Genomic DNA, 20,067 nt, shown 5'->3' with positions numbered 1-20,067 from the left:
GCTTTTAACACCTAGATTGAGCTTTGCGAGAACACTATTGAGAAATAGGGTGTATGGATTAAAATTTGAGAGATATTGAAAGCGCTTAATTCGACAGCCTGAAATCCTCCCGTTAATCCCAGCCCGAAGGGAGCTTCTACCGCAACTAGCTGGAAATCCTCCTGCTAATTCTACACTTCTGCGGTATTTCACCCAATAACCCCAATATTAGAGGGATATTTTCCAGCTAAACTCCTCACCGAGGATCAAATGGGAGAATTAGCTCCAGAAATTCCAGTTAACCGTTCGCTATCACTCCGACGAAGATGCATTCATGCCTCAGCAGCACTTTTCTTAGCTCTACATGCGCTTTAGTGAAATTGTCTCTATCTGTCAAAGTTTGGCGCATCCAAGTACACAACACATCTATGCTCTTTTAAAAAACAATGAGGCAGGGACAAGCTTACAGCCCCCAGCCTCATTAATTATTTAATATCCAACTGTAAACCGTTGACGGCTGTACTGGGGTTTCTCTACCTCATCAAGCATCGCGATCGCATAGTCTTCAGCAGAAATATAGCTTTCGCCTTTCTCATCCACGATTAACTGCTCCGTTCCTGTACGATACTTTCCAGTGCGTTCCCCTGGAGCAATCTTAGCCGCTGGACTTAGATTCGTCCAATTCAATTCTTTTTCTTGGCGATATACATCCAGTGCATCCCGATGAGCCGTTGCTGTAGGCTTTACGATTTCAGGGAATTCCGGGGTATCAATAAGAAGTACTCCAGGAGCCACCTCCAAGCTCGCAGCTCCACCTACGGCTAGAAGCCGATCCACGCCAGCACTTTTAACTCCTTTTATTAAAGTTCGGGTTGCTTCTACCATAGTATGCTCTTCACCAGAACCAAACGCTGGCCCAAAGGCACTAATGACAACATCATGTCCTGCCACTGCTTTAGCTACACTAGCTTCTTCGAAAATATTACCTGTTACAACTGTCAGGTTTTCATTTTGCTTAGAAATTCGGGAGGGATCGCGGACGATGGCGGTAACTTGATGTCCTCTCGTCAAAGCTTCCTCTAAAATACGTTGTCCAATAGTTCCGCTAGCACTCATCAATGCAATTTTCATATTCTTCTCCACCTTTTCCAATTTTTTAATAACATATCGAGGAGTGTTACGCCAGATCCGTTGTAACCACATCGATTACAACATGATCAAAAAAAATTAGTCCGCTTTAGACAGCTGAATCTGTTCAGCAAGCACGGTTACTAATTCTTTCATTGTAATATCAGCTAATATTTTCTCCATGGCATCTTGAGCACGACCTAATAACAGCTGCAGAACAGCTTGAATATTAGCCCCTACAGGGCACTGAGGATTCGGCTGCTCGTGGATGTGGAAAAGCTGGCCTTCCTCCACGACATCAACCGCTCTAAAGACTTCTAGTAGAGTAATCTCCTCCAGGTCCTTCAGTAAGTAAGCACCACCGGTACCTGCACGTACATTGACTAACCCAACCTTTTTAAGTTGCCCTAAAATTCTCCGAATAATAACAGGATTCGTTTTTACACTTTCTGCAATCCACTCCGAAGTACCATGAGCATCCTTGGCAATAGCTAAAAGTGATAATATATGAACGCCAATGGAAAATCGACTGCTAATCTTCATAACTTACACCCTCTCGATGTAATCATTATAGTTACAACCAAGGACAGAAGTCAAGCACATCCAAATATTAGTTAGCCTACCTCCGAAGATTCCATGCCTCGTTTGCATACTTCTCGCTGATCAACTGCTCGACTAACGTTTGCTCATATTCAGTCAGCGTGCTCTCTACTAGCTCAATATCCAAGCCCTCTTCCATCCCGGCACGAAACGCTTCTTCCACCTCTGGCAATGAAACGGGTTGCTTGCCTATATGGCGGCAAAGATCATTAATGGCAACGGCTTTATGGACAAATTGCTGTTTTAACCTGGCCTGCAGTCGCTCGTTCGAAAACTTCAATACTCTAAACAACTGATCCACATCCATATCGAGCAAAATCGATCCATGCTGCAGAACAACCTGCTTTTGCCGGGTTTGTGCGCTGCCTGCGATTTTACGCCCTTCGACAACAAGCTCGTACCAGGAAGGTGAGTCGAAGCAGGCCGCTGAGCCCATCGAAGCATATTTGCTTTTGTCCTCCTCACTCTCCAGCTGAACCATGCGCGCATCCAAGCCCAGCTTACGGAAACCGAGCAGCAGCCCTTCGCTCAACACTCGGTATGCTTGCGTTACACCGCTTGGAATGCCCGGGTAGCTCTCCTCAACAATAATACTGTAGGTCAGTTCCTTATCATGAAGTACGGCCCTGCCGCCTGTAGGACGACGTACAAAGCCTAACCCTTCCTGTTTTATTTGATCAAAATCGATCTCCTCAACCGCTTTTTGAAAATATCCGATTGATAACGTTGCAGGATTCCACCCGTAGAAGCGAACAGTCGGTGGAACCTTGCCCTCGCTATGTGCGGTCAAAATAGCTTCATCCACTGCCATATTATAAGCCGGGTCATTCATACCCGATGAAATAAATCTCCATTGTGATTTCATTTTGTACTCTCCTGTCTGCGTTTAATGTATGAATTTACTTTTTCACAGCTATTCGTTTGCCCGACGTAAGCTCGGGAATGATCAGCTCACGTAACGGTGAATCAGCAGCAGCACCCAGTCCGACAAACGCCAAAGCTCCGTCTTCGGCTAATACCACAAATTCATTAGAGAACACATCCGCATCAACCGGCCGATGCCCCCATCCCAGATGAATTTGCTTGCGTGTTTTCAGATCCAACAACCCAAGCGGCTTCTCCAGCTCTATATTTACATTGGACATATCATGACGAAGGATCAACATTTTGCCTTGAAGCCCAACCATACTATAAGAGTAGGGCTTAGTGTTGGACACAAAATTTTTCGTCAGCTCATATGGGGTTTGTGTTGGATTGAACTTATATATTTTATTAGACCATTCATTTTTGGATCGCTCTGATATCATCATATAAACATCTCCATTGCTGTCCAACGACACCTGATCGAGCGGATAGCGCCGCGCTTCTTGAATTTGTTTGCCCCATTCTCCGCTGAGAACATCGGCTTTATAAAGATTAGAGCTTGTCTCCGTATTATTCGAAGTAACGAAGTAAACGAACTGCCCGCTTCCCTTCACGCTTTCGATGCTCCCCGGCACAAACCATTCCTTTAGCCATTTATGCTCCAACATATCGTACAGTGCTACTTTTGTAAAATCACCGTTCTTCTGGGCCGTCTTATCAGCGGAAACAAGGAACAATACATCACCATATATATAACTGAACCTTGGAGATAGCTGCGGCGTCGGATATTGAAGGAAGCTGTCCGATTGCTTATTGCGCAAATAAAAGCCTTTGAACGCTTTCGGATCATTAGCATCATAAACGGTAATCACCGTATGCCCGGAGGTGTAGCTGATACTGCTTATCGGCTGCCCCGTCTGCAGAATCCGCTTGGAAAATTGGGTCTTGCTGTTGATGCTGTACACCTGAAACTCATCGGCCAGCAGCATATCGCCAGTTTGGTCTATCGCTTGGGTAGACTCAGGATCGATGGGCATCAAATGTGTCTTGGTCTGGAATGCAATAAACAAATAAACGGCGCTTGCGATAGTCAGCAAAATAAGAAAAAGCCATAAGAACCGTTTTTTCAACAACAATCCTTCCTTTCCACAATCCTATAAACCATCATAATGCATTCAATCGAGTTATGAAAGTGCCTCTTTTCGTCCATACTTAAAAGTAACGTTCATGAAAAAATTACTGATGTTCACGCGTACGTTTGCCAGCTTGCCTTCCCGAAGGAGGGCGATAAAGGAGCGTCTACTATGCAAACAACCGATCACAAAGAGCACGTGCGGCCGTTTAACGATCATGTTCAGCTTCATTTTGACAGGCAGTGGTTTGAAGAATTGCATACAAAAGCTCTTCGCAACGGCCCTTGGGATGATTGGACCTTATACCAGCTCGCTTACGAGGCGGAACAGTCCAGCCTTATTTCCAGCTTTGATGAGCTTCAGTGTCTCGTACACCTTCAACAATTGACCCCTATGCCACATCAGATCGATACAGCGAAAAAAGTTTTGAACGAGATGCGCGGCAGAGCGATTCTGGCCGATGAGGTCGGCTTGGGCAAAACGATTGAGGCCGGGCTTATTTTAAAAGAATACATCATCCGGGGCCTGGTCAAAAAGGTGTTGATCCTCGTTCCCGCTTCATTAGTGCTGCAATGGGTCCGTGAGCTGAACCAGAAGTTCGGCATTCCCGCTGTCGCCCAGAAAAAGGAATACATGTGGCAGCAAAATGATATTGTTGTTGCGTCCATGGATACAGCCAAACGTGATCCGCACCGTGAAATTGTATTAGGTCTGGAATACGATATGCTCATCATAGATGAAGCCCACAAGCTGAAGAACAAAAAAACTACCAACTACCAATTCATAACCGAGCTGCGCAAAAAATACTGCCTTCTGTTAACCGCAACACCCGTACAAAATGATTTGAAAGAGCTTTACAATCTCATCACTCTGCTCAAGCCCGGTCATCTTGGCGGACAAGGCAGCTTCCAGTCTAATTTTGTCGTGGATAAACGAATCCCCAAAAACGAGGATCAGCTGCAGCAGGAGCTTTCTAAAGTAATGATCCGAAATCGGCGAAGCGATGGCAATGTGAACTTTACGAAGCGAATTGTACGTAATATCCCGCTTACTCTATCACCTGACGAAAAGGCTCTTTATGATGGTGTAACCAGCTTTGTCAAAGGCAGGTATGAGGAAGCCGGCAGTGATCTGAGCAGTATTTTGTCTCTTGTAACGTTGCAGCGCGAAGTATGCAGCAGCCGGGATGCGGTGTTCATTACGCTGGTCAATATGTTCAAGAAAACGCCTGAGGATTCCCCGCTTCGCCCTCGAATTTGGGAGCTGGTTGAGCTGATCCGCAGCATTAAGGCCAACACCAAGGCGGAGAAAGTAATCGAGCTGATCAAAGATATTAATGATAAGGTCATTATTTTCACGGAATACCGGGCCTCACAAGAATATTTAATGCAATATTTAAAAGAGCATAAGATTACAGCCGTTCCCTATAGGGGCGGTATGAACAGGGGAAAGAAAGATTGGATGATGGACCTGTTTCGCAATCGCGCTCAAGTGCTTGTAGCGACCGAAGCCGGAGGCGAAGGAATTAATCTGCAGTTTTGCCATCACATGATCAACTTTGATTTACCCTGGAATCCTATGCGGGTTGAGCAAAGAATTGGCCGTGTTCACCGTCTGGGACAAATGGATGATGTGAAAATATACAACCTCTCCACCCAAGGTACCATTGAGGAATATATTTTATCCTTGCTCCATGAAAAAATCAATATGTTCGAGCTGGTCATCGGTGAGCTGGATACGATTCTGGAGCGGTTGGAGAAAACGAGCTCCATAGAAAATCATTTGGCCAAAATGATCCTGACCTCACGCAGCGAGGATGATATAAGACGTCAAATGGACGACCTCGGCCGTTCCATTTCGACAATCCGATCTGAAGTTGAGCAAACCGCCCAGGAGCCCTCACAGCTTGCAGCGCTGCTTGATTCCGTGACAGGACATCCTGCCTCTCAAGGAGAGGTGCTTCCATGAATCAAACCCAAATTCAAGAATTCGTAATGCGCTACCTGGAAGCGGAGAAATGCGATATTGTGGAAAAGCACCCGGCTTACGTTACCGTCAAGCTGTCTCCTTCAGCCGATAAGGAGTTAACCTATCGGCCTTATTACTGGAGCTTCGTGGAGCGAACCGGAGTAGCGCCCGAGACGATGACATGCACCTTTATCTTTGACCCGGAAGGCCACAAAGCATCCGTCCAGGAGACAGGCGGCGCATCGGCGGCAGGCTTGCCTCCGCAGGCTGTGCCTGCGAGCGCCAGACCTGCTTCGGGCAGCGCTGCGAATCCGGTGCCCCCAGGAGCCGCTGGACAAGAGCAGCAGCCGGACAGCATCCTTGGCCGCTACTTCGGCTTTGTGCCGACGCAGATAGTCGCACGAGTGCCCAAGGACGAAGTCACCTTCGGCAGCCGGAGGCTCGAGCAAATCTTCGGTGCAGTGCGCAACAAGGGACGTTTCGTCCACTTGTACGAGCAGTTCAAGCCGGAGCAGAAATCCACAGCAACCATTCCTTACGAAAATTGGCTGCAGGTGAATTTCAAGGTCGAGCTTGCATGTGACATGAAACGCAGCGAGATTCACTCTCTCGGAATCCACCTGGAAACCGGACAAATCCGTGAACGGTTTCAGGAGCTTCTACTCACTAAGCGGCTTACTCCGCGTCTGCCTGCGCAAATATTCATCATTCCGGATAAAATTACACTGCCGCGGGCCGTTATATATTTGGAAGAATATTTAGAGCAGCTGCTAAGAGGCTACGACCATAGATGGGCTCAGGAAGCAGGGCTGCGTCTGGCCGAAGAGATCGACCGTATCCGAGGTTATTACGAAACCTTAATTCAAGGGGCTGAACCGGATAAGCGGTCTGAGGTTGAAGCCCAATATGTGAATCGCAAACAAGAAATCGATTGGCAGTACAGACCACGAATCCAAATATCCGTCATCAATTGCGGTCTATTTCATCTTCAAAAAGGTCACTTGCCCATCAACTGACGAATTACGCTAAATGGCAGCAAAAAAAGAAGCAAAATGATTTTACATTGCTTACAGGTTCTAACAACCTTTTCAAGGCATATTTTATACAATAAGGGCATAGCGGCTCGTCCAACAAGCGTATCTCGACAAGAACACGCTTCAAGACAACAAGCTTCATGCCCTACATCCATACACAAGCAGGTGAATGAATGATCAAATCAACTTTATGGCTCGTGTCGCTCGTAATTTGGACTAGCCTGATGCTGCCTCTGCCTCTTTCAAATGCGGCTGTATCCAGCTCAGTACCACTCACCACAGCTGTAACATCATCACCCAATGCTGCAGCATCTACGGCCCCAAGCGCATCAACGAATGTGCCTGTGCCTGTACCTGCGCCAGCTCCTGTGCAGCCGGATAATAGCCTATCTTCTCCATCGTTAATGGATGCCATCAAGCAATGGATACAAAGCATTTCCGTAAAACCGGGCTATGAAGCATGGAAACAAGCTACCTGGACAAGCCAACCCCTTGGGCCAGGAACACATGGTTGGATCGTGCTGCTTCAATCTGATGGGAAACCTGTAGGTTACATGGTGATACATGCCGCCGACCCTAATAATCCGACCAAGTACCGTCTAACTGAATACGGAAATGGAAACACTCCTCTTTTCAGTATGCAAACTCTGTACCAGTCTCTGGTACAGCTCGAACTTATGGATACTTCATACCAAGCAGAACGTCTGTATACAAGCCCCCTGCAAGCAGTCTGGAAAGTAACCTCGGGTGAACATCTGTATTATATTGATGGCAAGACAGGTGAGATTCTCCCCCCTCTCGCAACTGATTCCGGGATGCAAGAACTCGATAAACCCAATGAAGAACAACTCTTTTCTCTTCTGAAGCCAGAGCATACGATAACCGCAAGTATACTGCTGCCCGAATTTGATCCTTATGAGCGTCTGCCTTGGGTGAAAGGCACTCCATTGCAATATGAATCAACCTCAGCGCTTCTCAAAGACCTTGAGCTGCAAAGAAAACTGACCTACACAGCCCAATTGTACCGTAATAAAGTAACCGTTCCAATGGCAGTAACCGGTTACCATCAATGGTCAAACAATGAAGTGTTTTTGTTGCTGGAACAAGCCGGGCAGCGTGCGATTCCTTACGACACCGCTTTCAAGCTAGGAAAGTTATATCCCTAGTACCTAATAGAAAAGCTTCCCTTCCTTAACAGTCGATTTTAGTAAAATCAACCTGTTAAAAAGAGAAGCTTTTTATTTTCTTATGCGCAAGCTTTGCGTCCACATCTGAATGGCTACTGGCAGCATGCCAAACCAACGGTATTTCCAATGCTCCCGGACTTCCCTCTGATTCGCTCTAGCCTGCTTTCGAACTTCGCGAGGTGTTTCCATATAATGCAGCAGCTGCTCGGTTACGTATTTAACAAGTTCATCGCTTTTTGCCAATGTAACCCCCCCAACTATCAGTATGACCTCTTTTGGGGCGGGGTAATCCTTTCTGCTAAAAAAAAGCAAAACACCTGAAGCTCACTTTCCGGGGAAAATGAATTTCAGGTGTTTGATGTACGGCTACATTTTTTCCGGTGCTTCCACTCCGATTAAGGTTAGGCCGTTGCGCAATGTAATCTGCACACTTTTTACTAGTGCTAATCTAGCTTGACGCAGCGAAGCATCATCTACAAGAATCGGGCACTCATGGTAGAAACGATTGAAGCTTTGTGCCAGATCAACCAAGTAACGGCTCACAATTGAAGGCTCAAGCTTGTACATAGCCTGCTCCACTCGTTCCTTGAACAAGTACAGCTGTCTGATTACTCCCTGCGCCTCAGCGTCCTCAAGCAAACCCAAATTCAAAGCCTCCGCTGATTCAGGCAGCTCGATGCCGTCCCCGCCATTAGCTCTGCGCAGCAGGCTGCATGTTCTTACATGCGTGTACTGCACATAGGGTCCCGTCTCGCCATCGAAGTTCAGGGCATCCTCCCAGGAAAATACAATATCCTTGACCCGATTATTGCTTAAATCACTGAAGATAATGGCGCCTACGCCGACTTGGCGAGCCACTTCATCCCGATTTTCCAAATTCGGATTTTTCTCCTCAATAATCTCCCGCGTCTTCTCAACCGCCTGGGTTAGCAGCTCCTCAAGTCGAATTACATTCCCCTTACGAGTGGACAGCTTGGCGCCCTCAAGACTTACTTTACCAAACGGTACATGTGCAAGCTTGCTGGACCAATCATAGCCCATCAGTTCAATCACCTTAAACCACTGCTGAAAATGCAAGCTTTGTCCTGCATCTGTAACATATATGGCTTTTTCGAAGTCATAGGTTTTATTGCGATAGATGGCCGCCGTAACATCGCGAGTATGGTACAGTGTTCCCCCGTCTTTCTTGATCATAAGAGCAGGTGGCATATTGTAATCGTCCAGCCGCACCAGCTGCGCACCATCATCCTCTTCCAACAGCTTCTTTTGCTTCAGCTCTTCGATTATGGCTTCCATTTTATCATTATAGAAGCTTTCACCCGTATAAGAATCAAAGCTTACTCCGAGTAAAGCATACATCTTCTCAAATTCCTTCAAGCTGATTTCAACAAACCATTTCCACAGCTTTAACGCTTCTTCATCCCCTTGCTCCAGCCTTACAAAACATAAGCGCGCTTCCGTCTCCAGCTCGGGATTGTTATCCGCTTCATCGTGGAATTTAATATACAAGCGTTGCAGCTCATCAATACCTTCTGCTTCGACCGCAGCCTGGTCCCCCCATTGCTTATAGGCAACAATCAGCTTGCCGAACTGGGTTCCCCAATCACCCAAATGGTTAATCCCTACGCAATTGTAGCCGAGAAACTCATGAATTTTATATATCGCATTCCCGATCATTGTAGAACGAAGATGGCCGATATGAAACGTCTTGGCGATATTGGGAGATGAAAAGTCAATGACTATATTCCGGCCCTGACCTATATTTTGCGAGCCAAAACGTTCTTTCAGTTCTAAAACCTCACCAAGCACATCCGCAGCAAACTGCCCGCGATTCAAATACACATTGAAGTAGCCGGATACTGCCTCCACCCGTTCGAACGCCGGATGAGCCTCCCACCGCTCCTTCAGCTCCTCCGCAATAGCTTGCGGCGCTTTACGCAGCTGTTTGCTTAATTTAAAGCAGGGCATAGATAAATCGCCCATCTGCGGATTAGGCGGGTATTCAATTAGCTCAGCGATTGCATCCTCACTAACACCCTCCACCTGAGAAACTAATCTGGAAGCGAGTAAACTTTTATAATTCATGATAGTTGATCCCCTTTTCTTTTCAATATCAAGCCGATCGGCAATCGGTATTTTATACAATAAAGCACCCCAAACGGGGTGCTCAGAAGACTTTTGTCCCAATATACCTTCATTGACATATGTTACATTATAGCTATCTGTAAAAATCGAGTCAAGCAAATAAGCAGGAGCACTAGGAGATTTTGAACTTCCTAACCACACCGCTAAGCTCTTCGCTTATTGTTTCCATCCCACTTGCTTCCGAAGTGATCAATCTCATAGAGTCCAACTGCCCTGCAGATAGCTGAGCGACCTTCGAGGATTGTAAGGATGACAGCTTGGCAATCGTCGCCGTTTCATGCACAGATGAGGCAACCTCCTGCGTGCCTGCTGATATTTGCTGGGAAATAGCCGAGATTTCCATGATCTGCCCGTTCGACTTATGCGCTTTATCTACGATATTTTGGAAGCCGCTGGCTAGCTGGTGAATGTATGTCTTTCCTGTCTCCATTTCGACCATTTCCCGCTCCATAGCCGCAACCATATGCTGAATTCTGATTTGTACCGACTCAATTAATTCAGAAATATGCTCGGAGGATAATCTCGACTGTTCGGCCAGCTTGCGTATTTCACCGGCTACAACTGCAAATCCTTTTCCCTCTTCGCCAGCTCTCGATGCTTCAATCGAAGCGTTTAACGCAAGCAAATTAGTCTGAGCCGAAATCCCCTTCATGACTAACACAATTTGGCCAATTTGTTCGGAGTTGCTGGATAATTCCTTGACAGCTCCTGACGATTCTTCTACTGATTCATGTATCGACTCCATTTGCTTCAGAACACGGTTCAATGTTTCACTGCCCTCTATCGCTGCGCTGAGAGTATCCGCCATCATCTCCGACATCGTCATAGCTGAATCAGCAATCCCATTGATCCCTTCAGCAATTTCCTCCATCGCACGTGCGCTTTCGTCAGTCCCTTTCTCCTGAGCATCGGCTCCTGCTGCTATTTGCTGCATCGCTGAAACCATCGTGTTAATCGAAGCTGCAGTCTGATTAGCGTCTCCTGACAGCACTTTCGATGTTCGGTTAACCTCTCGGGATGTATCCTCTATCGTATGTATCATTTGTTTTAACTGAACACTCATTTGATTCACAGAAGCAACCAGGCTGCCAATTTCATCCTTGCTTGTGCTGGTTATGGCCTCTCCGGTCAAATCGCCTTCAGCGATTTTTTGCACTCTGGCGCTAACGAGTCCAATAGGCTTTATCATCCTGCTGATCAAGAGATACGCTATTAATGCAGCCACTACTGGAAAAATGCCTCCCGTTTGTATCGTAAACATCAACATTGTGAATGTGCGTTCCTTTATAATCGATGCGTCGAAATCAATCGCCATCAGCGCCACAATTTCTTTGGATGAGTCATGATTGGCAAAGATCGGAGCATAGCCAGTTTTACGGTCAATACCTGCGAAGTTGTAAACAGTAGACGCTTCAGGATGCTTCATTCCCGTCAGCATATCAACAGCATCGCGATCAATGAATATTTTATCTCCCGCTTTATAGCCCTGCTCCTCCCAACGCTTATCAGGCACAATCAGCACGCCGTCCAAGCTTATTATTGCAGCATTTTTAAATATAGTTTTATGGTTAACAATCCAATTAACTTTGTCCTTTAAGGCCTGTGAAGCTTTGCCCTGTGCCAACTCTTGTATCTCTGCTGTTGTAAGCAGTCCCGAGGTAATGCTCGCACAGCCTATTAATTCATCTCCAGCCGCTTGGTCAATCTGTTTGTAATTCACAAAATATCCAATACTAAGAAGTGATAATACACTTATCAATACAGCTATAACTACCAACCATGTAACCTTACCTACAATCCCCATTTTAATGTTCATGAATATGCCTCTTTTCTCTACAATAGGTAGCTGTACCTACAAAGTATCATGATGAACTAATTTTGTACTGTGATAAATATCACACCTCTGTGTTTATTTAAAACTGTTACCGCTTTGTTACCGTTTCAAGCCTCGCCGATTGGTATAATGACTTAATGAATATTCCCTTGATAAGAAGGTGATTCCGACGTTACGGAACAAACTGCGTTTCTCGTTCACATTATTCACATGCATTGCCTTAATCTGCAGCGGCTGCGCACTTACTAAGGACCCTCAATCCTATATGCACTTGCCCCGGTTACCTGAGGAAAAAGAGAGCTTAAAACAAGTGATCCAGAATGCTCTTCCCCCGGGAGCCTCTTTGGTACGTCCCAAAAAGTCCAAAACAACCGGATCCATTTTCGTCAACGATCTTGATCGAGATGGCATACTGGAAGCTATTGTATACTACCAAGCATCGGAAAACAACAAAGGTCTTACCGGAATGCTGTGGCAGCAAAAGGGTGACACCTGGAAGCTGCTTAATGAATTCCAAGGAGAAGGCTATGAATTAGATACCTTGATGTTCGATGATGTAACCGACGATGGGAGCTTAGAGGTAATTGCCGGCTATTCAGGCGGGGAAAAGGTAGCTAAAGGCTTAATTGTTTATCGGTTTGATGGCCATAACTTCAGCAAAATATTCGATTCGCCTTACACTGAGTTCGTCGTTGATGACCTCAATCAAGATAATAAAAAAGACTTATCTATTCTGACCCTGGAACGAAATGCTTCCTCGTCATTAACTGTCCTTCAATACAGCCAGAACAGCTTTCAAACGATTGGAGCGACACCATTAGATCCTCATGTCAGCGGTTATTACTCGGTCCAATCAGACTGGATTGCAGAGTCCAAGCGTGGTATTCTGCTGGATGCCGGAATAGGCGCTCATTCCGCTTACACACAGCTGGTCTACTTTGAACAGGGCAACTTGATTAAAGCCTTCCCTGACAAAGACATCCCCCTGAAGCCGCGTCCTTCGATTAACGGTGATTTTAATCATGACGGTATTGTGGAGATAGGTATGGACCGGGTGCCGACGGGCTGGGAGAATGAACCTTATGTTTCTACTCCCTGGATTACAGCTTTTTACCGTTGGGACAGTCAGAAGGGCTACACTTCAGCTCCTCTATACGAATTGTTTATGGATATTGGCAGCGGCTTTTACTTTGAAATCCCTGCCGAGTGGAATAAAGACTATCAGCTTCAACGGCCCAAAGACGAGGGAGTGATCCGGTTCATAGCTAACCTTAGTGGAGAAACGGTGGAGTGGAAGACGATGTCTGAGGAAGCTTGGGTCAGTATGCAGCCTTCCACCGACTGGCAGGAAATAGGCCGAACGGCCAAAACGGTAACTGCTCTTCATCTTACAGAGGCCAGTGTCAAATATTCAACCCGTTTCCGGCCTCTGTCCGAGCTGGTGAAATAGCTGAACGCTTAATCATTTCGTCAAAGCGAAACTGTTAGGAGATGTGAACCATGAGCACCGTACTTATATTAGAAGATGAAGAATCCATTCGAAGCTTTATCGTTGTTAATTTGCTTCGCGAAGGATTCCATGTTATTGAAGCAGCCACAGGCAGTGAAGCCCTGCAATATCTTCAAGAGCACGCTGAGGTTGCCATAGCGCTGTTAGATGTCATGGTACCTGCTCCTGACGGCTTTGAAGTTTGCAAGTATATCCGGCAGAGTAACGAACGGATGGGCATTATTTTCTTAACCGCCAAAGTCCAGGAAAAGGATAAAATACTCGGCTTGACTCTTGGAGCTGATGATTATATTAGCAAGCCGTTCAGTCCGGGTGAATTGATGGCACGTATTCATTCCCTGCTGCGCCGTCTTGAGCTGAAGTCGCCATCAGCCAGCGGCGGTGATTTGATTCGCTCAGGTCCTTTTGAGCTGGATGCGGAAGTTCGTGAGGTCAGAAAGAATGGCCGCCTGCTGGAGGTAACTCCAACCGAGCTAGCTTTGCTAAGGATGTTTATGATCCACGAGGGTGTGCCGCTAAGCCGTGACTCGCTGCTGGATGAGGTGTGGGGGGAAGATTATTACGGTGATCCCAAGATGGTTGACGTCAATATTCGTCGCCTCCGACAAAAAATCGAAGAGGACCCATCCAAACCTGTCTATATCGAAACCGTGTGGGGCTTTGGATATAAATGGACGGAGCATCACTATGGTTAAAGCAGGAATGAGACGACTTGTCGTGTCGCATTATTTTCTCGTTGTTTTATTAACCTTAATTTTGGTTGAAAGTGTGTTTATTTACTCTGTCCGGGTTTATTACTACAACACCATCTCCAATCAGCTGAGTAATCATGCCCAAGTATCCGCCTCCTTCTATAATAAGTTTCACGCCAACTTAAATGTAATGCTGCTTGACACTCAGCTGGCTGATATTACGGATTCCTTCGCTCATAATAATGCTGAGCTTCAGGTCATTAGCACCCAGGGGACGATTCTGGCAAGTACAAGCGGCTTCGCTGTGCAGGAGCAGCTGCTGACCAAAGATGTGCAAGCAGCAGCCCAAGGAGCTACAAGCCGGTGGATCGGTACCAATCCGTTGACAGGTGAACGTATTCTGGCTGTCTCTACCCCTCTTCAATGGAACAGCCAGTCCATCGCCGTGCTGCGTTACATCACTTCCCTGGAAGCGGTTGACCGTGTCATTCGTACAATATCGAGTATCGCTTTGGTGATTGGCTTGATCATTTTGGCAGCTGTCACGCTGATTAGCATGGCTTTAGCAAACTCTATTGTAAAACCGCTCCAACATATTACAACAGCTTCTTCCCTTATGGCAAAAGGCCATTTCGATACACGATTAGATGAAACCTATCGGCATGAGCTTGGTGAGTTGGCCCGAACCTTGAACTATATGGCCGAGGAAATTGTCAAAACCGATAATTTGAAAAACGACTTCATCTCGTCCATTTCTCACGAGCTGCGAACGCCTTTGACCAGTATAAAAGGATGGAGCGAAACGATTTTACTTGGCGATTTACAAAATACGAATGAAACAAAAAAAGGTCTCAAAATCATCGCGAAAGAAACCGACCGCCTGGTCGGACTGGTGGAGGAGCTGCTTGATTTCTCCAGGCTGGAGCAGAAGCAGCTTGTATTGGAGGTTAAACAGACGAATATAGCCGAATTGCTTAATGAGGTATTGCTGCAGCTCGCAGCCAAGGCTTCTAGCAAAAATACTTCATTCCGATTCACTATCCATAACGCGCCTGAAAATGACATCATCCCCGGGGATGAAAACCGTTTGAAGCAGGTGTTTATTAACATCATCGATAACGCAGTTAAGTTCGCTCATCCCAATACGATAATAGAAATAACCTTATCCACCGAACGAGAATATTGCGTCATTCGTGTTCGTGATTACGGTATTGGCATCCCTACCGAGCATATTAGCAAAGTGACCGGCAAGTTTTATCAAGTTCACCCTGGTGGCGGAGGAACCGGTTTAGGACTTTCTATCTGCAAGGAGATTATTGATCTGCATGGCGGCACTCTTACTCTGGAAAGCCCCCATCAATCCCAAGGTACTGAAGTCGCTGTCCGTCTGCCAACCGGGCAGAAACTTCGGGGATAAATGCTTACAGCATTTTCTGCATCAAAATTACATCCAGCATCCTGCCGAACTTAAAGCCTACTTCCCGCATAATTCCTACATGCTTGAAATCGTAGACTTCATGCAGGTGGATGCTGCTCTCATTGCCTTCGACAATTCGGGAAAGAACGGTATGCAAGCCCGCTGCAAGCCCGGCATCAAGCACTTGCTTCATCAACTGCCTGCCAACCCCCAGGCCCCTGTAATCACTATGGATGTATAAAGACAGCTCAGCGGTCCTTCTGTAGGCTAACCGATCGGAATAAGGATTTAATGAGGCCCAGCCTATTATAATACCCTCCTGCTCAGCAACCCATATAGGGTATAACTCTCCATGGTTGTGAAACCATTGTGTCTGCTGCTCCAAGGTACGCAGCTCCGTATCAAAGGTTGCCACCGTATTTAGTATCGCCTCATTATAAATGTCCAATATCGATTCAATATCCTTATGCTGTGCTGATCTGATTTCCAACCTTGTTCCCGCCTTTTCGTATTATTTTCGTATTATGATGGTTTATGAAGTTCTTAAGGGCGTCACCAATTAAATTAAAAAACCACCTGCTATGAATCTAACAAGTGGTTGGATTGAAACAGGTCGTTGCGTTCATGCAGCGATAGGCTTGACGCAATCACCAGCCATGGCTGCGCATGTCTTTTATCACAACAAATAATATCACTCTGGCAGCAGTACTGTCAACGTATCTGCTGCAATTGTCCTCTCATTTGCCTATCTCAAACGCATCGAAATCTGACTCAATAGTATGAATATATCTTCGCGATTAAAAACTCCATCCTGATTCACGTCAATTTGCGATGCAGCATTACTCATCATTAGAACTATATCGTCCACGCCAATCCGATTATCATTGGACAAGTCGAGCTTCTTGAAGGTGATGACGGGTCTTGATTGGATTGCATTGTTTAATTCATTGCTGCTTGTTTTAAAGGCTCCGCTTTGTATGGATATAGAAACCGATGTTTCGTTCAGTAACACTGGTGAGGCGAAGCTTAGTTTTATAGTTTGATGACTGGAATCAGTCAAATCATAGACAGCATTAGTGGCCGTGCTTTGAACCCCACTCGCGAGGATTTGAAATTTGGCCGGCTGTACCCCATACGTCACATCCAGAACCGATGATAATTTTATCGTTATCCTATGTCCCGATTCGTCACCAAAAGCTGATAGGATGTTAATGTCTTTCATTTTGGGAGTTTCCAATGTTACTATTGCAGCTTCAGCGGCTGTTAATTTACTTAGATTCGTTACAAGGCTTTTTTGGCTCACAGTAAGAACGTTATAGGCAATGCGTGCCACTGTGATAGCCGGTTTATCCGTTAATGCCACTGAGGCTTGGACCGGCAGTTGTCCTATTAACGTCATCACTGCAGCTGCTGCAATTTGATCTACTTCCAGTGCTGCTATTGCCGCCTCCGCTGCTGTTAGCTTACTTAAATTGGTTACGAGGCTCCTTTGAGCCAAAGTAAGATTATTATAGGCTGTGCGTGCCGCTGAAATAGCCGGTTTATCCGTTAATGCCACTGAAGCTTGAACCGGCAATTGTCCTATAAGCGTCATTACCGCTGCTGCTGCAATTTGATCTTCCGTTTGATGTAAAAAAACTTCGAGTTCAACAAGTCCGCTGTATGAAAAGCTTCTACTTGTAAATACGACTCTTAATTTATCGGATGTAACTGTATCGAAATCTACCGTATTTAAAGTGGTTGCAGGTGTAGCCTTCGAACTTAATGACGCCTCAGGCAGTTCAGGAGTTTTGATTTGGTTGGTCGGACTTATCCAGTCACTGCCATTCCAGTATTGGATAAGATAGCTTGCTGGAGTCTGAACACCCCCGCCGTCATTAAATACATATAATTTTACCTGGTTAAAGGATTTAGCGGAACCAAAATTAATAGCTACCCAATCCGTCGGATTCGGAGAACCGTAATTGGTCCAACGGTCACGTGGACTTTCATTGTAGGAGAATATGCCATTCACCACACTCCATACACTATCGCAGCCGCATGTGTTGGATGCAGTGAGTTCCGGATAACCTGTACCATTGGGGTTTAAAGCAAGATTCGGTTCATTGTCTGCATGAGCCCTGTTTGAATTGGTCAGCAAGGTTAGAAGCATGACAATCATTAAAAGTACCGGAATCATACTTTTTTTCAGTACGGTCGACATATTCATGAGGATCTCCGTTCTTCATGTGATGCTCTCCTGCTATCAAAAGGGAGTTTTACCTGCTCAGGCTTTTCCCGCAATAAACCGATGAGTATATATAGAGTCGAAATTAGAAGAATGCAGCCTAATGCGTTCCATATGATCAGCAACATTTGCTTATGCCCCTCCTTGAAATTCTAGTTCTTCTTATCTAAATACATATCAGATCCATTATCCCCAGTCCTTTCGACCCACACATCTTGCAAGCTCACAAGTAACTTTTGGGAAAATAGCTATATACATTCCTCAATCTATCCTAAACTATATGTCTATTTCTATTATAAATGATTCTAACGACCTATAAAAGGTGAAAATACTCACTATTATAGACATATTTTTGTCTTTTTTCGACATTATTTTATGGTTCATATGACTTAGGTCATGTTTGTGGTACTATATAGATAGTAAATACTTCATTACTTGTGAGGATATAATATGGACGCACAAATACATAAAAGATTAACTCTAATATTGACCCTGGTCGTTATAACAGCAACCGTTACTTTATTACTCCACACGACTGAGTTTTCTATTGGATTATGCCTCCTATCCTGCACTTTTGTAGTTGTTCTCCTGATTCGGGATTACATCTTGAAGATCGATTTGCACCAACCGATTGGCGTTCTCTTTTTATTTTTTCAGCTAGCATTGGCTCTTGTTATTTCCGTAATGTCTGAAGACTTTTTTGCACAGGTATATATCTTGATTCTCATAGGAGAATTTACCTTTCATCACTCCAGAAACCATTCTATTATTTTTACGACAGTAAGCTATGCTGGCTGTCTGCTAAGCCTCTGGACTTTTCACCAATTCCCCCCCTTTGAACCGATATACTATGCTTTTCCTCGTGTCATCGAATACTTCGCCATTTTCGGAATAAGCTTTCTTGCAAAAATTGCTTTTCAGCAAAAAAATCAATTGGCCAAAGACAATGAACAGCTGCGAATCGCCTCAATCGAGCTGGAGAGAAAAGCGATTCTTCAAGAACGGACCCGAATATCCCGTGAAATTCATGACTCGGTTGGACATACGCTAACCTCAGCATTAACCGGACTGCAAACAGCAGCCCACGCTATCGGGAAAAACCATTATTCCCTGGCACTCGAGATGATTGATAGGACGAAAGAAAACATTCTCAGCGGTCTGGATGATGTTCGAACTTCCGTACATCTGCTGCGAGAGAACATGCCAGAACACCAGTTCATTCCCGAGCTTATAGGTTTAATTGAAGAAACCAAAAGACAAACCAACGTAGAGATTGCTTACGAAATAGACAAAAATATACCGGATTTGTCACCAATGATTGAGCTAACTATTTACCGTGCACTTCAAGAAGGTCTAACTAATGGAATTCGGCACGGCTCCAGCACTTATTTCCAATTTTCATTAAACTATTATACCGGGCATATTCGATTTATTTTATCCGATAACGGTAAAGCTCCAAATCAGATTAATTACGGCTTTGGTTTGAACGCCATGAAGGAGAGAGTAGAGGATGTCGCAGGAGAACTGTCGATTTCTAACCAAAATGTTCCCAGTGGGGTAACACTTGAGATAACCATACCCATTCAGACAAAACCGATTGAACGGAGTGAGCGAATTGTCTAAAACAACCATTCTTATAGCAGACGATCAACCCTTAATCCGTGATGGCTTAGCGGCCATTCTAAGTATGGAAGACTACATCGTAGTTGCCAAAACGAGCGACGGTATGTCAACAATTGCACAAGTACAGCTGCACCGCCCTCAGCTTGTTTTGATGGACATCCATATGCCTAAGCTTAGTGGTCTCGAGGCAACCAAGCAGATCAAAACGGAATTTCCAGATATCAAAGTGCTGATTCTAACAACCTTCGAGGATGAAGAATACATATGGGAAGCGATACGACATGGAGCGAGCGGATTTTTAGTTAAGGGGGTCGCTACTGAAAAGATTCTTTCAACGATTCAAGACTGTTTGGATGGGAGAATAAATTACCCCTACACCATTCAGTTACGCCTGGCTCAGGCGATTCAGTCAGCGGAACAGCATGACAAAGGATCATCGAATGAAATACTCGCGCCCTCACATTCCGATCAACAGCACGAGGAAAAATTGTCAAGCTTGTCTTTGCAGGAGCTAAACATTGTAAGAAATTTGAAACTAGGAAAGTCCAATCAAGCTATCGCTTCTGAATTATTTTTGACTACAGGCACCGTAAAAAATTACCTTAGTGCTATTTACAAAAAGCTGAATGTTTCCAATCGATCTGAAACCATAGCTTACCTTCACAAAAATGATCTATAATATCTTCCACAAACCAATCAAATTGGTCAAAGTTCAGACAAAAAAAC

Annotated in this window: 17 protein-coding genes; 8 read left to right on the top strand and 9 right to left on the bottom strand. The window is 45.2% G+C overall.

What is annotated here, in order from left to right; translation table 11 throughout:
• Positions 1-468: 468 nt before the first annotated feature.
• From ACFQ0C_RS15390 to ACFQ0C_RS15375, 4 genes are all read right to left on the bottom strand, one after another.
• Positions 469-1,110, bottom strand: coding sequence for an NAD(P)-dependent oxidoreductase (locus tag ACFQ0C_RS15390; protein WP_379367953.1), 642 nt, complete (start codon positions 1,108-1,110; stop codon positions 469-471).
• 96 nt (positions 1,111-1,206) lie between these two features.
• Positions 1,207-1,650, bottom strand: coding sequence for an Rrf2 family transcriptional regulator (locus ACFQ0C_RS15385; protein ID WP_379367952.1), 444 nt, complete (start codon positions 1,648-1,650; stop codon positions 1,207-1,209).
• Between the two features lie 76 nt (positions 1,651-1,726).
• Positions 1,727-2,572 (bottom strand): lipoate--protein ligase family protein, encoded by an 846-nt coding sequence (locus ACFQ0C_RS15380; RefSeq protein WP_379367951.1) that lies wholly within the window; start codon positions 2,570-2,572, stop codon positions 1,727-1,729.
• A gap of 34 nt (positions 2,573-2,606) precedes the next feature.
• Positions 2,607-3,701 carry a hypothetical protein gene (locus ACFQ0C_RS15375; RefSeq protein WP_379367950.1) on the bottom strand — a complete coding sequence of 365 codons (1,095 nt, stop codon included), beginning with the start codon at positions 3,699-3,701 and terminating at the stop codon, positions 2,607-2,609.
• Positions 3,702-3,875: 174 nt separating this feature from the next.
• Here ACFQ0C_RS15375 and ACFQ0C_RS15370 point away from each other — a divergent pair, with 174 nt between their 5' ends.
• From ACFQ0C_RS15370 to ACFQ0C_RS15360, 3 genes are all read left to right on the top strand, one after another.
• Entirely contained in the window at positions 3,876-5,672 is a 1,797-nt protein-coding gene (locus ACFQ0C_RS15370; RefSeq protein ID WP_379367949.1) for a DEAD/DEAH box helicase, read from the top strand.
• Positions 5,669-6,688 carry a YqhG family protein gene (locus tag ACFQ0C_RS15365; RefSeq protein WP_379367948.1) on the top strand — a complete coding sequence of 340 codons (1,020 nt, stop codon included), beginning with the start codon at positions 5,669-5,671 and terminating at the stop codon, positions 6,686-6,688. The genes ACFQ0C_RS15370 and ACFQ0C_RS15365 overlap by 4 nt, the downstream gene beginning before the upstream one ends.
• Positions 6,689-6,879: 191 nt before the next feature.
• Positions 6,880-7,872 (top strand): hypothetical protein, encoded by a 993-nt coding sequence (locus ACFQ0C_RS15360; RefSeq protein WP_379367947.1) that lies wholly within the window; start codon positions 6,880-6,882, stop codon positions 7,870-7,872.
• Positions 7,873-7,944: 72 nt separating this feature from the next.
• On the opposite strand, the gene ACFQ0C_RS15355 is transcribed toward ACFQ0C_RS15360, so the two are convergent.
• The 3 genes from ACFQ0C_RS15355 to ACFQ0C_RS15345 all read right to left on the bottom strand — a co-directional run bounded on the left by ACFQ0C_RS15355 (position 7,945) and on the right by ACFQ0C_RS15345 (position 11,854).
• On the bottom strand, positions 7,945-8,136 hold the full coding sequence (locus ACFQ0C_RS15355; RefSeq protein WP_379367946.1) for a YqzE family protein: 192 nt from the start codon (positions 8,134-8,136) through the stop codon (positions 7,945-7,947).
• Positions 8,137-8,259: 123 nt separating this feature from the next.
• Entirely contained in the window at positions 8,260-9,978 is a 1,719-nt protein-coding gene (gene argS / locus ACFQ0C_RS15350) for an arginine--tRNA ligase (RefSeq protein WP_379367945.1), read from the bottom strand.
• A gap of 172 nt (positions 9,979-10,150) precedes the next feature.
• The gene (locus ACFQ0C_RS15345) at positions 10,151-11,854 is read right to left on the bottom strand and encodes a methyl-accepting chemotaxis protein (RefSeq protein WP_379367944.1); all 1,704 of its coding nucleotides are present in this window, start codon (positions 11,852-11,854) and stop codon (positions 10,151-10,153) included.
• A 328-nt stretch (positions 11,855-12,182) separates the two neighbouring features.
• Here ACFQ0C_RS15345 and ACFQ0C_RS15340 point away from each other — a divergent pair, with 328 nt between their 5' ends.
• The 3 genes from ACFQ0C_RS15340 to ACFQ0C_RS15330 are packed head-to-tail and all read left to right on the top strand — an operon-like array spanning position 12,183 to position 15,491.
• Complete coding sequence (locus ACFQ0C_RS15340) at positions 12,183-13,322, top strand: hypothetical protein (protein WP_379367943.1); 1,140 nt, start codon at positions 12,183-12,185, stop codon at positions 13,320-13,322.
• A 50-nt stretch (positions 13,323-13,372) separates the two neighbouring features.
• Positions 13,373-14,077, top strand: coding sequence for a response regulator transcription factor (locus ACFQ0C_RS15335; protein ID WP_379367942.1), 705 nt, complete (start codon positions 13,373-13,375; stop codon positions 14,075-14,077).
• Positions 14,070-15,491 carry a sensor histidine kinase gene (locus tag ACFQ0C_RS15330; protein WP_379367941.1) on the top strand — a complete coding sequence of 474 codons (1,422 nt, stop codon included), beginning with the start codon at positions 14,070-14,072 and terminating at the stop codon, positions 15,489-15,491. Before ACFQ0C_RS15335 ends, ACFQ0C_RS15330 begins: the two co-directional genes overlap by 8 nt.
• 4 nt (positions 15,492-15,495) lie before the next feature.
• Here ACFQ0C_RS15330 and ACFQ0C_RS15325 read toward each other — a convergent pair whose 3' ends face one another.
• Both ACFQ0C_RS15325 and ACFQ0C_RS15320 read right to left on the bottom strand, forming a co-directional pair.
• Positions 15,496-15,981 carry a GNAT family N-acetyltransferase gene (locus ACFQ0C_RS15325; RefSeq protein WP_379367940.1) on the bottom strand — a complete coding sequence of 162 codons (486 nt, stop codon included), beginning with the start codon at positions 15,979-15,981 and terminating at the stop codon, positions 15,496-15,498.
• 255 nt (positions 15,982-16,236) lie between these two features.
• Entirely contained in the window at positions 16,237-17,694 is a 1,458-nt protein-coding gene (locus ACFQ0C_RS15320) for a discoidin domain-containing protein (RefSeq protein WP_379367939.1), read from the bottom strand.
• 474 nt (positions 17,695-18,168) lie between these two features.
• Here ACFQ0C_RS15320 and ACFQ0C_RS15315 point away from each other — a divergent pair, with 474 nt between their 5' ends.
• Both ACFQ0C_RS15315 and ACFQ0C_RS15310 read left to right on the top strand, forming a co-directional pair.
• Positions 18,169-19,341 (top strand): sensor histidine kinase, encoded by a 1,173-nt coding sequence (locus ACFQ0C_RS15315; RefSeq protein ID WP_379367938.1) that lies wholly within the window; start codon positions 18,169-18,171, stop codon positions 19,339-19,341.
• Complete coding sequence (locus tag ACFQ0C_RS15310; protein ID WP_379367937.1) at positions 19,334-20,020, top strand: response regulator; 687 nt, start codon at positions 19,334-19,336, stop codon at positions 20,018-20,020. Before ACFQ0C_RS15315 ends, ACFQ0C_RS15310 begins: the two co-directional genes overlap by 8 nt.
• The last annotated feature ends 47 nt before the right edge of the window (positions 20,021-20,067 follow it).

Source organism: Paenibacillus sp. GCM10027630 (assembly GCF_042676305.1).
Classification (GTDB): Bacteria; Bacillota; Bacilli; order Paenibacillales; family NBRC-103111; genus Paenibacillus_S.
This window is presented reverse-complemented; position numbering and strand designations above follow the sequence as displayed.

Bases quoted from the DNA above. Each gene is read 5' to 3' on its own strand.
- ACFQ0C_RS15380 (WP_379367951.1), bottom strand. From the start codon at position 2,572: ATGAAATCACAATGGAGATTTATTTCATCGGGTATGAATGACCCGGCT.
- argS (WP_379367945.1), bottom strand. From the start codon at position 9,978: ATGAATTATAAAAGTTTACTCGCTTCCAGATTAGTTTCTCAGGTGGAG.
- ACFQ0C_RS15330 (WP_379367941.1), top strand. From the start codon at position 14,070: ATGGTTAAAGCAGGAATGAGACGACTTGTCGTGTCGCATTATTTTCTC.
- ACFQ0C_RS15390 (WP_379367953.1), bottom strand. From the start codon at position 1,110: ATGAAAATTGCATTGATGAGTGCTAGCGGAACTATTGGACAACGTATT.
- ACFQ0C_RS15315 (WP_379367938.1), top strand. From the start codon at position 18,169: ATGGACGCACAAATACATAAAAGATTAACTCTAATATTGACCCTGGTC.
- ACFQ0C_RS15345 (WP_379367944.1), bottom strand. From the start codon at position 11,854: ATGAACATTAAAATGGGGATTGTAGGTAAGGTTACATGGTTGGTAGTT.
- ACFQ0C_RS15335 (WP_379367942.1), top strand. From the start codon at position 13,373: ATGAGCACCGTACTTATATTAGAAGATGAAGAATCCATTCGAAGCTTT.
- ACFQ0C_RS15385 (WP_379367952.1), bottom strand. From the start codon at position 1,650: ATGAAGATTAGCAGTCGATTTTCCATTGGCGTTCATATATTATCACTT.
- ACFQ0C_RS15360 (WP_379367947.1), top strand. From the start codon at position 6,880: ATGATCAAATCAACTTTATGGCTCGTGTCGCTCGTAATTTGGACTAGC.
- ACFQ0C_RS15320 (WP_379367939.1), bottom strand. From the start codon at position 17,694: ATGTCGACCGTACTGAAAAAAAGTATGATTCCGGTACTTTTAATGATT.
- ACFQ0C_RS15365 (WP_379367948.1), top strand. From the start codon at position 5,669: ATGAATCAAACCCAAATTCAAGAATTCGTAATGCGCTACCTGGAAGCG.
- ACFQ0C_RS15370 (WP_379367949.1), top strand. From the start codon at position 3,876: ATGCAAACAACCGATCACAAAGAGCACGTGCGGCCGTTTAACGATCAT.